Origin of the sequence: Rhizosphaericola mali (assembly GCF_004337365.2) — a bacterium.
Lineage (GTDB): Bacteria > Bacteroidota > Bacteroidia > Chitinophagales > Chitinophagaceae > Rhizosphaericola > Rhizosphaericola mali.
The window spans coordinates 2,618,693-2,632,769 of record NZ_CP044016.1 but is presented as its reverse complement, the minus strand read 5'-3'; the positions used below and the strand labels follow the sequence as shown (position 1 = coordinate 2,632,769).

Genomic DNA, 14,077 nt, shown 5'->3' with positions numbered 1-14,077 from the left:
CCTGATCCGGTGAACCATTGGTCAATTGTACAGTTGGATTTTGTTGACATCCAATCAAACGCGATTACTCTTTTCATAATTTTCTTAATTTAATAGGATTTGACCTGATGTATTTTATGGGTGTTCCGGAACCCAGCATTGCCGTATTACTTGAATATAGGGTTACTCCAGACATTGTTATTATAGTTTTTATCGGGATAATCTTTGTCTGGATCAATGGCAACATTGGTAATTTCGGTATCCGATTTGAAATTATAAGTGTATGTTTTGTTGCGTAGCCAGATTTCTACAGGCAAAATGGTTCTTTCGGTTTTCCCGTTTCGGTATTTTATTTCTAAAACCACGGCTAGTGGCATTTTTTGCAAATTGTCAATGACGATGGCATTATCAAAACCTTTTGCACTATCTGCCACAGATTCTACTTTAGAAATTGCCTGATCTATCTGCCAATTTTCCAAAAACCAGCCACGCCAAAACCAGTCGAGACTTTCGCCGGAATAATTTTCTATGCAATGGAAAAAATCGTAAGGAGTTGGGTGTTTGTATTTCCATTGTTCTGCGTAATATTTTAAAGCGCCATCAAAACGTTCTTTGCCTAAAACTTCGTTTCTTAAAATCATCAATCCAATTCTTGGTTTCACATACGCCAAAGCATATCGGTTTGAAAGTTTGGTCACATCTGGCCTGTTCATTATCGCTTCGTCGCTTTCGGTAAGGACGTATTTGTTTCTTGATTCGACAAGATTTCTATTAAAATTTTTCTGGGAATCAAATTCTCCGTTATTAAAAGTTTGATCCTGAAAATAATTCAAATATTCATTGAAACCTTCGTCCATCCAAGAGAAAACTCTTTCATTTTGTCCCACCAGCATTGGAAACCAATTGTGCCCAAATTCGTGTGAAATATCATACCAAAACTCACGGTCCATGTCGAACGCCGCACAGAAAACAATACCAGGATATTCCATTCCGCTTACGGGTCCAGCTATTGCAACAGCGGTGGGATAGGTGTAAGGAATAAGGTATTTGGAAATATTTTCTATCGTTCCTTTCGCATATTCCGTGCTTCTGCTCCATGTGTTATCGCCAACCGATTCTATGGGATAGGCACTCATCGCAAGAGACGATTTACCGTTGGGTAGGTTGATTCTCGCTGCATCCCAAATAAAAGCCGAAGACGCTGCCCAAGCCACATCGCGGGTGTTTTCACAAAAAAATTTCCAAGTAAGCTGTTTTTGGTTTTTATTTTGTATTTGGTTGATTTCATCAGCCGTGCGGATAAAAACGGTTTTATCGCTTTGTTTTGCCAATTCCAAACGCTTGATTTGAGTTTCGGTTAAGACTTCTTTTGGATTAGTTAATTGTCCGCTTCCGAAAACTAAAAGATTGGACGGAGCCGTAATTTCATAATTGATATTGCCGTATTCCAAATAAAAATCTCCCACACCAATATAAGGAAGCGTGTTCCATCCGTTAACGTTGTCATACACGCACATCCGGGGAAACCATTGTCCCACTTCGGTAATCCATCCGTTTTTGGTTTTTAATCTGCCGGATCGGTCAAGCCCGTTTTCGGTTATTTTAAATTCATAGTTTATGATGATTTGTATTTTTCCACCTTTGGCTGCTAACTTTTCGGGTAAAGAAATCTTCATTCAGGTGTCAAAAATGGAATAATCAGCATTCTGAATTTTTCCGTTCAGCTTTATTTTTACGTCTTTTATCGTATATCCGCCCCAATCGACTACATTGAATCTTTTATTGGTAGGATTGGCCGAAGCCAAAACGCCAGTAGCGTTTTCTTTAAATACATTCTGGTCCAGTTGCATCCAGACAAATGATAAATTCTGCGGACTATTATTGGTATAATCTACGGTGACATCGGATGTCAAATGATCCAAACTGTCAGAAAGCGTGCAGGCAATTTTATAATCGGCGGTATTTTGCCAATATTCCGGTCCGGGAGTTCCATCTGCGGCTCTGATTTTATCGCCATACATCGGATAAAACAATGGCGCAAAGGCTTCGTAAGGACTATAAACAGCGTTTTCCGAACTATCATTTTTTTGTTGCGCTTGGCAAATATGGAATGCAAAAAAACTGAGGATTATAAGGAATATTTTTTTCATTATTAAATTTCAGAATTATTTTTTTAAAGTTTCAACTGATTTTGGATCTATTAAAAATGCATTAGGGTGTTTTCTTCCTAAAAGATTGGTGACAAAATAATCCCAGCGTCGACGCATCATATAGTATTGGTTTTCGCGATAGCTATGGACAGCATTAGGGAAAACTATTAAATCATAATCTTTATTTGCTTTTTCCAAAGCGTCAATTACTAAAAAAGTGTTGTAAGGTGGCACATTGTCATCCATCAATCCGTGAGCAAGCAGTAGTTTTCCTTTAAGATGTTCAGCGTGTAACTGATTGGCCAGTGTTGCGAAATTATCATTTTTGGTCAATCCATTGTATTTGTCACTCCAACCATCAGTATAATTTCGGTTGTCGTGATTACCTGATTCCGAAATGCCGACCTTGTAAAAATCAGGATACCTAAACATCGCACATGCCGTAGCAAAACCACCACCCGAATGCCCCCAAATACCGATTTTTGCTGTATCAATAGGATAGATTTTGGACAATTGTCTAATTCCAGCTATTTGATCGGCTAAAGTATTAAGGGATAAGTCTCCATAACTCTTGTCGTGAAAGGATTTGGAACGATAAGGCGTACCAGTTCCGTTGAGTGTAAGAACATAAAATCCTAATTCAGGTAAAGCCTCATTATCGTAGCTATTTGCATCAAAATTCCAAGAAAAAATGCTGCCAATCTGAGGGCCAGGATAAATATAATTGACGAGCGGGTATTTTTTTTCAGGATCGATATGGGGCGGTTGAAAAAGCAAGCCATATAGATCTGTGATACCATCGGCGGCTTTTAACTTTACTGAAATTGGCGGCTGCCAACCTGTTACCTTTAAATTAGAAAGATCGGCTTTTTCCAAATCCATCAATTTTTCGCCATCGATTTTTCGTAAAATGCTTATTGGTTCTACATTTGGCTGAGAATATATATCTGCCACATAAGATTCGTCAGGAGAAATAAAAATCTGATGCGTACCAATTTCTGGCGTAAGAATCTTGAAATTTTTTCCCGAAAAATCCACAGAACAAAAAGATTCAAAATAGGGATTTTCTTTTTGCAAACCGGCTGCAGTAAAATAGATTTTTCGCTTTTTTTCGTTCACTTTAAGCACTGCTACCACAAGCCAATCACCTTTTGTAATTTGATTTTTTACTTTCCCTGTATTGGAATCGTACAAGTAAAGATGCCCCCAATTATCTCTTTCAGAATACCAAATAATTTCGTTTGATTTAGGTAAATAATGCCAATTGATAGTATCTCCCGGAGTGCCATCGTATTGCGTGGCAACGTTTTCTTCAAATACTTCTCTCACGTTACCATCATCGGTATTGGCAATACGTATTTTTACATTTTTATAGTCTCTTGAAACCGAAGCTAAAGCCAATTCTTTTCCATCCTGACTCCACATTGCATCGCCAAAAGTTGTTTCAAACGCATCGCCATTTGTTCCTCTATGGAAATCTGGATTCATTTTTAAGCAGACTAATTTCCCTGTTTCCGTCTGAATAACAACAGGCTGATGCATTAGCAAAATACTGTCGGCGGGCAAGGAATATTTGAAACTGCTCAACGTGGGATGACCAACATTGGTGGAAACTAAATACATATCGGGAATAGCTCTTTCATCCAGTTGAAAAGTGGTAATTTGCTTAGAATCTGGTGACCATTTAATAATGGCATTATCACTATGTTGCCAACCTGCGTTATCGGTAGCATATCCAAAATCTTTTACGCCATCAAAAGTCAATTGTTTTTTAATTTTTGTTTTTGTGTCTTGTATCCAAAGATTATAGTTTTCTACATAAGCCACTTTACTACTATCTGGTGATGCAACGGTTGGTGGCGTTTTTTCTGGCGTTTTTTTGGTGGTAGTATCTTCTACAAACAAGGTTTCAATTTTGCTTTTTTTGATTAGGTCAACAACAACGTTTACTTTTTGTTTATTGATATTATACTTTGTATAAGTCAATTTTTTACTGTCTTTTTGCCAAACAGGAACATCTATTATTGCATTTGCTATCAAAGGAGAAGTCGAAAACTTTAGTCGACTTACCGCGCGTTCATAGTCTGCGTATGTTACAGAATCTTGATTGTTAGACTTTTGTTGCGCATGTGAAACATGGAGCGCAAAAATAGTACATATAAAAAAGGCTATTTTTTTCATTTATAAATTAGACTTCAATCTTTTTTATTGTTGTTATTGAATGTATGCAACACATAATCCGCTTGATCTGGTGATCCGTTGGTCAATTGAACCGTTGGATTTTTGCCTAAAGTAAAAATAACAGAACTGAAGGTAAACACGTATTCATTGGCTCCAAACGGTCTGCAAATAGGGGTATTCGCATCGTCTTTTGATCGTAAAGTAGTTTCTACTGTTGCCACATTTAGATTCACATTTTTTGCTTCCAATCTATTTTTTATGGCATCGAATCTTATTCTGCTATCTTTATACACTCTACCTTTATACCAAGGTTTAATGTCATCGTTGGCAACTGCGTGATTGGTATGAAAAACAATTTTTGGATTCTTCGGGTCGGGAATATAACGAACCACTTTGTTAGAAGAAGCTTCAAAATCATAGACACTATCGGCATTTCCGATGATATAATTTTGTCCCGAAGCGTGTTTTACATTTTGAACAAAAGCCAAAGCATCTTTGATGTTTTTTTGTTTTAAAATGCCCCTTATCATAGCAAAAACCGGCAAACCATCATCACTTGCTTGCAAATCCATCAATGTGTTTACGGTCAATCCAATTCCGTTGGCATTCACGCCATTCAAGGCAAGCAGTCCGGCAGCACTCAAAATGTATTGTTCTGGGTGATTTTTATAAGCAACTAAATGGATTAAAATCTGTGCCCCATTCATATAATTCGGTGCATCCAAATTTTGTGAAATATAGGTGGGGTTTCCATCTTGTGCAGCAATACCCAAACCACTACAATGGTGCTTTTCTCCGTGCATTTTTTTATTAGCATAAACCCAAAACTCATCCATCAACTGAAAACAATACACATCTTTGTAAGACTGACCAGAACCTGCTGCAAGTCCTTTTATCTCGTCCAACAAATCGGGTGTCCATTTTTGTAAAGCGGCTTGAAAATGGGTATTTTGGTAAAAATCATCAATAATAGAATCTGCATCTTGTTGAAGACTATTTGCTAAATCTTCTTTCCATCTTTTGTACAATGCAGCCGTCTCGGTTTTATAAGTTTGTCCTAATTGAAATCCTCTGTCATAGGGTTTTCCGCTCAGTTCAATAACGGGAACATCTTTTGGCTTTACAGTATTTTTTTGTTGTGCATTCGTTGCTACAAATAGCGATAGCAGGAATAATGTTGTAAAATTTTTCATTTTTATAGTTTGATTGGAGGGTTAGTTGATGATTCAGTTATTGATTTCTTTTTAAGATTTAAGACTTTTTCCACACTCTTTCCAATCGTATTTTTTCATTTTTCGAAACAAGTTTGTGGATTATAAAATGCTCTAACTTATGATGCAACGAAATAAGTAACGCGGCGATAGCGACCATACAAAGCAACATCCAAAACGGTTGATGATGGGTAAGTTTACCAAGATATGGATGCAGCAAAAGGTTCAGAAATTCAAAAACCAAAAGCATCGACAAAATTCCTAAAAACAGAATCGTTCTTTTCCCCACTTTTGCCGAATGGCTGAAAATAAAATAGAGCATAAAAAAAGCCAGTAAACCAATACCAATAGCCGCATATTGCAAGTTGTCTTTACGTTCTTCTGCTAGTTTTTCTTTTTCCAGCTCGGCTTCGTGTTCATCATTTTGTTGTTTGAAAGTCAGGTTTTGGACTTCGATTATTTTTTGGGAGCTAAAGATTGAATCCCGATAGGCATTCATTAGTTTGGAAAAATAATTGGCACTGTCTATTTTATTTACTTTGTCATAGGATTTTTGCAAAATATCTGATAATTCCACCATTCTTATTTTTTCTTTGGTAATCCTTGCAGCGTCTAGACCTTTTCTGGCAACAGAAATTGCCTGTGGTATTTTGTTTTCATTCAAAAGAAAATCGGCATAATATCTATCCGTGACACTTGCGGCAGGAAGTATATTCCACTTTTGGTTTAATACTGTAGATTTCTCAAAATATTCTACTACTTTTTTCGGATTCTTAAGCTGCACATAGGCGTTCCCTATATCGCTAAGAATGCCAGAACGGAAATACAAATTTTCTTTGTAATTGGCTTTGTCTAAATAGGTTATTCCTTTTAGCAAAAGATTTAATGATTGTTTGAACTGATTGATTTTCAGAAGGTTTGAAGCCCAATTGTCCTTTGCATTGGCAAGATTTCCATAGTAAATGCTTTCTGATGATTCTTTTTTGATTCCCGGATGAGAAAGGAAAATATCCACTGCTTTTTTTCCGTATTCTGCTCCTTTGATGTAATTGCCTACTAAATAAAACGCATAGCTTGCATTTTCGTAAGCTATTCCTGTCGTAATAACGTCACCAAGTTTTTGTGCCAAAGACAGGGATTTCAGATAATATTCCAAACTGGAAGTAAAATCGCTCTGCATGATATAGGCATTTCCCAAAAGATTATATGCCTTTTGCAAAATGCTGTCGTTGCCTGATTTTTGAGCAATGGGATAAAATTTTTGGGCGATAAACAAAACGCTGTCGCTTTTGCCTTCACGCTGGTATTTGCTATAAAGTTCGCCAATATGGCTGTATTGTTCTTTTATATAGTCAGCTTTCTTTTGAGCCATACAAAATACAGCGAAAAACCCCCAAAAAAAACATAGGTAAATTTTGTTCATAATTGTTTTTAAATGCTGTTGTTATTTAGTTTTCAAGTCCAGTTTGTGTGAGCTCTCCCCGAAAAAAGTACGATTTGAAAGGAGACAAAATATTTAATTTTAAAATCGCAAATTATAAAATGGAGTTGACCTTAGAAATGATATTTTATATTGGAGGATTATAGGGATTTCGTTTCCACATTTTGTCAGAAATGATACAATAAACACAAAAAAACGACATCAACAGGATGGCAATATTTTCAGATGAACCTAACGTTCTATCTGTATTATTTAGCATTGCATGCAAAATCATAGTGGACAAGAGTGCATATTGCGATTTATTGTAAAGCCAAGTGAAAATAATGGAAATAGGCAAAGTGAAAACAAATCTTGGAAGCAAATCTTTGATTCCTCCTGTGGAATAAAATCCATTGAAATATAATGGAAAATGCCAAAAAGACCATACAACCGTCATTATTATTACGACCACTAATGGGCAATATTTTTTCTGTATTTCTTTTTGAAAGAAACCTCGCCAACCGTATTCTTCATTTCCGCCAAAAAAGAAATAAGTACTAAATAGTCCTATAAACCATTTAGGGTCTGTTTTTACAAAATAATCTGTTGTATTAGTTCCAATTATTTTTGCGATCCAGTAACTCGTTATATTGATTATAGGAAATATCAGCAGTGCAAAAAAATACCATTTTATTTTTGTTTTGTCGAAAAGAGCAGTTTTGATATAGTTTTCTTTTAATTTTTGGTTAGTAGAATTGCTGAAGTTGATACCGATAATTAGGCAAAGATTGAAGAACAACAAACAACCAATCGGTGTGATTTCACTTATTGTAGGAATCTTTCCATTGGCATCCGGCAATCCCTTTCCGGTATAATAAATTCGTAATCCCAAGGTGATAGCTGTACCCAAAAATGCAATAAGGAAAATCGTTTTTGAACTTATTGTTATCTTTTGATTCGAGCGAATTAAAGTAATAAAATACCCTGCCAATAAAGGGCCACAAGTACCTATTAAACTATAAGCAAATGTCACGTCTTTTGGCAGATTTATTAGTACAGGTAAAAACCAAAAAAAATAAGTAATCAGAAAACAGATAATTAAATAGCTGATGATAGGATTTTTAGTTATTATATTTTTCATTTTGAAAATATTTTTTAATTATTATTATTAAAACCTCATAGGTTTTTGAAACCTATGAGGTTTAATCTTTACCAAATCTTTATCCTGTCTTTCGGATCTTTATACATTTTTTCTCCTGGTTTTACGTTAAATGCTTTATAAAATGGCTCGAAATTCATCAATGGTCCGTTAATTCTCCAGTTGTTGGTAGCGTGAGGGTCTGTTTGCACATACTGTCGCAAAGATTCGTCTGTTTTTTTTACTCTCCTAGAATTCGCAAACGCCAAAAAGAAACGTTGGTCAGGAGTAAAGCCGTCAATTTTCTCGTTGCTTTTTCCTTGTTTGGTCATTTTAAAGGCATCGTAAGCAATGGACATTCCACCCAAATCTGCAATGTTTTCGCCAGAAGTAAGTTCACCATTAATATTCAAATCCTTGAAAACTGCAAAACCGTCATACAATTTTTGAATCTGTTTTACTTTTTTGTTGAATTTGGTTTTATCTTCTTTTGTCCACCAATTTTTCATATTCCCTTCTTTGTCGTATAGCGAGCCCTGGTCATCGAAAGCGTGAGTTATTTCGTGACCTATTACCCATCCAATCCCGCCATAGTTTACCGCATCATCGGCATCTTTGTCGAAAAGGGGAGATTGCAAAATTCCGGCAGGAAAGTTAATATCATTGTGCATCGGGTCATAATACGCATTATATGTGGGCGCAGTCATTCCCCAAAGACTTTTATCTACTGGCTTTCCTAATTGTGAAAGCATAAAATCAAAATTGTCCCGGTTGCAGGCAACGTTATTTTCAAAGTATTTGGACTTGTCGATGGTTACGTTGCTGTAATCTCTCCATTTATCAGGAAATCCTATTTTTCTGTTGATGGCGTTCAATTTTTCGAGTGCTGTTTTTTTTGTGGCATCGCCCATCCAATCTAGGTTTTGGATGTGGTTGGCGTAAGCTTTTACGATATTGCTGATGAGTTCGTCAATCTTTTGTTTGGCTTCCGGAGTGAAATATTTTTCCACATACAATTGCCCTAAAGCATCACCCAATTCTGCATCGGTATTAGAGACAATACGCTCCCCACGAATGCGTTGTTTTTTTTGTCCGCTTAGTATTTTGTTGTAATTAAAAGACGCATCTTGAAAATCTTTGCTCAACAAATTGGCATAAGATGTTAAAGTGTGTGCTTTTAGATACAATTTCCAGTCGTCAATGGGAACGGTTTTCAGCATTGTATTGAGTTTAGCGTAATATTCCGGTTGTTCCATATCCACAGAATCTGTTTTGGCGCCAATGGTTTTGAAAAAAGCTTTCCAGCCGATATTCGGTTGCTCGTTTTCAATTTTTTCCATAGAAATTTTGTGATAATTGGCCGACACATCTCGAAGTTGAACTGCCGTTTTGTGCGAAGAAGCTAATTGTTTTTCGATATTGTAAACCGTTTCGGAATTTTTGATGGAAGTAGAACTATCAGAACCTGTTAATCTGAATAATTCCGTCAAATAATTTTTATACGCATTTTGAATGTCAATTGTTGCTGTATCTGTTCGGAAATAGTAGTCTCTTTCTGGGAGCCCGATTCCGGCTTGCAGAAGCCAAGCGATATTCTTTGTATTGTTTTTCTGGTCTGCATATACAATAAATCCAAAAATATTTGGGGTATTATAAATATTGGGATTATATGTATTTACGGTTTCTTCGGTGGCGATTTGCATCCATTCCGGAATGGATTTTACGGCATCAATCTTTGCCAGTAAAGATTTAACAGGTTCGTAATTTCGTTTATTGATCGTAACCGTATCTATTCCAGAAGTGTAAAAATCGCCGACTTTTTGCGATATGCTCCCAATTTTGCTGTCGTTTTGGGCTGCATTTTCCAAAATCTCTTTCAAATGCCCTTTTATTGTGCGGTCAGCTTCGAGAAAGATACCTGTATATGAATATTCATCTGGGATTTTGGCGTTTTTTAGCCAGCTGCCATTCGAATATTGAAAAAAATCATCACCCGGTTTTACGGAACTGTCTATGTTTTTTGTTTCGATGAAATGTTTTCGATCAGAGTTACTTGTTTCATTAGTTTTACAAGAAATTAGATATGCTATTGAAAGTCCAATTATTATTAGACGCGAAATATATATTTTCATAGTTGGTATGATTTAGTCTTTCTTTTTAAATTCGGATTCGCCACTACTTGATATTTGCGTCATGGAAATGACTTTGTTATTTTCTACTTTAAATACCATTTTAATATCGGAAAACTCTTTTAGTTTGAATTGATTTTTCTTGTAAGGAATTAACTGATAATCTGGTTGCCCTGGAATGGAAAGAAATAATTGATTTTCATTTTTCAAGGAAACTGTGACTATGGATCCACCAGATTCATATTTTCCTATATACAATCCTAAGGTTTTAGGATCAGTGAGACTAGAATCCACTTTTTTATTAAAAAAAACTTCCCCTTCGTCTAATGAAATAGTAAAACCATCAATATCTCCTTGAGGATTCGTACGATAATTAATGGAATATTGTCCTAAATCCGGATCATTATCCGTATCGAATCTATCATAATGATAATGATGCAACGGTAAAATAAGTTGATGTAGTTGAAATTGTAATCCAGTGTCTTTTTTTGAAATAGAAATTAATCCATAAGGCTCGTTATCAAAATCACCAAGATAATCTTCTATAGGATGAGATGGCTTTGTATTAGATACTTGACTATTATTAACTTTAGATCTAGCTTCCTTATCTGCTTGTTTTTCTGCTATATGATCTTTTAATTTTCTTTCATTCCAAGGTGTAAGTGACAAACCTAGTAGACGCTCATATACGTTGTATGTTACCGTATTGTACAAGGGATAACTCTGATCGCCAATCACAAAAACGATTACACCAATATCTTTATTGGGCATCATAGAGATTTGCGAATGCATGCCATCGATATCTCCGCCATGAAACCATAATACATTACCACGATAAGAGCCAACCTCTCTCCCCATTCCATAGTAGGGATTTTGTAATTCTGTGTAAAGTTCAGAATTTGGTAAGGATAGAGATGGTTGTAATGTGGCGGATATAACATCCTCAGGAATCACTTGTTTGCCATCATATTTGCCTTTATTCATCAATGCAATTACCCAATGGGAAAGTTCATTAATATTGGAAACAATCGTCCCTGCAGGCCCCATGCCATTTACAAAATCAAATATTGGAATTTGGTATAATGTGTTAGTATCTCGTTTTTCGTTGTAAGGAACTACATAATCTCCCGTATTTTTCTTTTCTGAAAGTTCAAACCCAGAGGTATTCATTCCTAATGGTGTAAATATTTGATCTTTTACAAAAGATTCCCAAGTTTTACCACTTTTCAATTCAATGATTTCTCCCACAGATGCATATAGAATATTGTTGTATAAAAATTTCGTCCTCATAGGAGCAGAGGGTTCGAGATATTTTACTTTGTCAAATATTTGTTTTCTAGTGGTAGTAGCTTTATACCAAATCAAATCATGTCGAGATATACCTGTCCTGTGACCTAATATATCCCGAAGTGTGACATTATTGTTCAGTTCATTATTATAAAAATTAAGTGATGGGACGTCGTTTTTTATGGGATTGTCCCACGTTAATTTTCCTTGATCTACTAGCATTCCCGCAGATATAGCCGTAAATAATTTGGTATTTGACGCAATTTGAAATAATGTATTTGCTGTAATCGGAAGTTTTTTTCCATAATCCCGATAACCAAAGCCTTTTACGTAAACCAATTTTCCTTTATATACAATTCCTACACCAATACCTGGGCAATTCCAATCTTTGAGTAGTTGGTTACCATATTCATCAAAACCTCTAAGTTGTTTTTCGATATTGATATTTATAGTGTCTTTTGTGGATTTCTCTTGCGCTTGTATAGTTGTAGTCACAACAAGTAATCCATAAAATAGGATACCTAAATTAGATAGTTTCATATTATTAATTTTAATTATTTTATTTTATTCGCCCAGTCGTTCATATAATTTTCAAATACCATCAAAGGCATACAACCGCCTTTCAAAATCGCATCGTGAAAATTCCGAATATTGAATTTATCGCCTAGTTGTTTTTTGTATTTATCCCGCAGTTCGATGATTTTTAATTGTCCGATTTTATATGAAAGTGCTTGTGCAGGCATCGCCATATAACGCTCGATTTCTGAGGTGGCAAACTGTTCGGAAACCGGTTCGTGGTTCATCATATATTTTATCGCTTCTTCGCGCGTCATCTTTCCTGTATGCAACCCTGCATCTACAACCAATCGAATCGCACGATGCATTTCCGCTCCCAATGCGCCCAGCTGATGATAAGGATTGGTATAAACACCCAAATTTTTTCCCAGACTTTCGGTATATAAAGCCCAGCCTTCCCCAAAAGCACTATTCCAATATTTTTGACGAAATTTAGGTACGGCGGTGTTTTCATACTGAATACTATTCTGAAAATGATGACCCGGAATGGCTTCGTGGAGAAATACAGCTTCCATATCCATATTGGTAATGTTGATTTTTGTTGGGTCAAGAATCGGCACATAAAAAATACCTGGGCGGTTGCTTGGCAAATCTCCTGGAAAATATTGCGGTGAAGCCGATGCAGCCCTGAAATCTTCAATTTTGCGGATTTCAAAAGGCGTTTGTGGGAAAATGCCGAAATATTTCGGAAGACTGGGTTTTATTGTATTGTAAACTGTTTGATAAGCATCCAAAACTTCCTGATCTGTTGTGAAAGGATAAAACTGTCGGTCGGTTTTCATAAACTCAAACAATTCTAGAAGTGAGCCTTTGAAGCCAATTTGGGTTTTGATTTTCTCCATTTCGGCCGTAATTCTTGCCACTTCTGAAAGCCCCAATTGATATACTTCTTCAGGTGCTTTGTGCGTTGTGGTATTTGCAAAAATGAAATCTTTATACATCTTCATTCCATTTGGCAAAGCGTTAATTCCAGAAGTTAATCGTGCATTGGGTAAATATTCATTTTGGAAAAATGTGAGCAATTTTTGGTTGGAAACAATGACCTCATTAGGAATTATTTTTTTGAACTCTTGCGTAAGACGTAATTGATCATTTTCAGAAAAGTCTTTTGGGAAATTCCTTATTGGGCCATAAAAAGATGAACTATCATCTATCTTAGACAAGGATGTAAGTTGGGGAATAGTTTTTACGACTAAGGATTTTGGTAAAACATATCCATCTTTGATGCCTTTCCGCATGTTTTCTATGGCTACATCAGACCAACGAACGTAAGCTTTACAACGTTTCAGCCAGTCGTCATAATCTTTCACGGTTTTGAAAGGTTGCGCAGAATTTCCAGAACCCAACATTGCGAAAAAACTAGGTAAACTCCAAAATTGTGTAATGGGCATATATTCCGCATGATATTTTTCTAAAAGCAAAGCCGTTTTCAAATCATTTTCTAAAATTTCATAGCTAATTTTATCTTCTTTACTCAAAGTATTCTTAGAAAATCCTTGCAATTGGGAAAGGTAATTGGCATAAAATAAATGTATTTTTTTTAGCTGTAAATCGTCATCCGCAGGGAGTAAATCATTATAACCATCCACGCCATTAAAAGTGGCATTAAGCGGACTTAGAACATTAGATTCTTTGAAATATTGATCAAATAATTGATGTAATTTAATAGAGTCGTTCATTGAACTTATTTCTGCAAACGTTTTGAAATTAGCTAAATGAGGTTGCATGGAAGCCGTAATTTCTCTTATATCCAAAAAAGCAAAGGCTTTTTGGCTCACAGCGTATTGTGCCATTAACTGAGTTAGATTGCATATATATATCGATATCCAAATCAATAATATATATTTCCTTATGTGTTTCATTCGGATTTGTTTTTTTAATAAAAGGGGGAAGGGAAAATGGATTTTGCTTTATTTGGGCGCTCTTGAGTTTAAAAGAAAACCTTGATCATACATTGATTTTATTTTTTAAAAGTTTAGGGTAAATCTGTATTGATCAAGGTTAAG

At 35.7% G+C, this 14,077-nt stretch carries 9 protein-coding genes; all 9 read right to left on the bottom strand.

What is annotated here, in order from left to right:
- Nucleotides 1-146: 146 nt before the first annotated feature.
- The gene (locus E0W69_RS11310) at nt 147-1,655 is read right to left on the bottom strand and encodes a M1 family metallopeptidase (RefSeq protein ID WP_131330171.1); all 1,509 of its coding nucleotides are present in this window, start codon (nt 1,653-1,655) and stop codon (nt 147-149) included.
- Nucleotides 1,656-2,129: a hypothetical protein gene (locus E0W69_RS11305; RefSeq protein WP_131330170.1), complete on the bottom strand. Its 474-nt coding sequence runs from the start codon at nt 2,127-2,129 to the stop codon at nt 1,656-1,658.
- A gap of 15 nt (nt 2,130-2,144) precedes the next feature.
- Nucleotides 2,145-4,310, bottom strand: a complete 2,166-nt coding sequence (locus tag E0W69_RS11300; protein WP_131330169.1) for a S9 family peptidase — start codon at nt 4,308-4,310, stop codon at nt 2,145-2,147.
- Between the two features lie 14 nt (nt 4,311-4,324).
- The gene (locus E0W69_RS11295; protein WP_131330168.1) at nt 4,325-5,503 is read right to left on the bottom strand and encodes a C45 family autoproteolytic acyltransferase/hydolase; all 1,179 of its coding nucleotides are present in this window, start codon (nt 5,501-5,503) and stop codon (nt 4,325-4,327) included.
- A 58-nt stretch (nt 5,504-5,561) separates the two neighbouring features.
- Nucleotides 5,562-6,944, bottom strand: coding sequence for a tetratricopeptide repeat protein (locus E0W69_RS11290; protein ID WP_131330167.1), 1,383 nt, complete (start codon nt 6,942-6,944; stop codon nt 5,562-5,564).
- 145 nt (nt 6,945-7,089) lie between these two features.
- Nucleotides 7,090-8,082: a CPBP family intramembrane glutamic endopeptidase gene (locus E0W69_RS11285; RefSeq protein WP_131330166.1), complete on the bottom strand. Its 993-nt coding sequence runs from the start codon at nt 8,080-8,082 to the stop codon at nt 7,090-7,092.
- A 68-nt stretch (nt 8,083-8,150) separates the two neighbouring features.
- Complete coding sequence (locus E0W69_RS11280; protein ID WP_131330165.1) at nt 8,151-10,211, bottom strand: M13 family metallopeptidase; 2,061 nt, start codon at nt 10,209-10,211, stop codon at nt 8,151-8,153.
- 12 nt (nt 10,212-10,223) lie between these two features.
- Entirely contained in the window at nt 10,224-12,035 is a 1,812-nt protein-coding gene (locus E0W69_RS11275; protein WP_131330164.1) for a serine hydrolase, read from the bottom strand.
- A 14-nt stretch (nt 12,036-12,049) separates the two neighbouring features.
- Nucleotides 12,050-13,864, bottom strand: a complete 1,815-nt coding sequence (locus E0W69_RS11270) for a DUF885 domain-containing protein (RefSeq protein WP_225321239.1) — start codon at nt 13,862-13,864, stop codon at nt 12,050-12,052.
- Between the last annotated feature and the right edge of the window lie 213 nt (nt 13,865-14,077).

Coding starts and splice junctions, on each gene's coding strand:
- E0W69_RS11305 (WP_131330170.1), bottom strand. CDS start 2,129: ATGAAAAAAATATTCCTTATAATCCTCAGTTTTTTTGCATTCCATATT.
- E0W69_RS11310 (WP_131330171.1), bottom strand. CDS start 1,655: ATGAAGATTTCTTTACCCGAAAAGTTAGCAGCCAAAGGTGGAAAAATA.
- E0W69_RS11285 (WP_131330166.1), bottom strand. CDS start 8,082: ATGAAAAATATAATAACTAAAAATCCTATCATCAGCTATTTAATTATC.
- E0W69_RS11275 (WP_131330164.1), bottom strand. CDS start 12,035: ATGAAACTATCTAATTTAGGTATCCTATTTTATGGATTACTTGTTGTG.
- E0W69_RS11270 (WP_225321239.1), bottom strand. CDS start 13,864: ATGGCACAATACGCTGTGAGCCAAAAAGCCTTTGCTTTTTTGGATATA.
- E0W69_RS11280 (WP_131330165.1), bottom strand. CDS start 10,211: ATGAAAATATATATTTCGCGTCTAATAATAATTGGACTTTCAATAGCA.
- E0W69_RS11300 (WP_131330169.1), bottom strand. CDS start 4,310: ATGAAAAAAATAGCCTTTTTTATATGTACTATTTTTGCGCTCCATGTT.
- E0W69_RS11295 (WP_131330168.1), bottom strand. CDS start 5,503: ATGAAAAATTTTACAACATTATTCCTGCTATCGCTATTTGTAGCAACG.
- E0W69_RS11290 (WP_131330167.1), bottom strand. CDS start 6,944: ATGAACAAAATTTACCTATGTTTTTTTTGGGGGTTTTTCGCTGTATTT.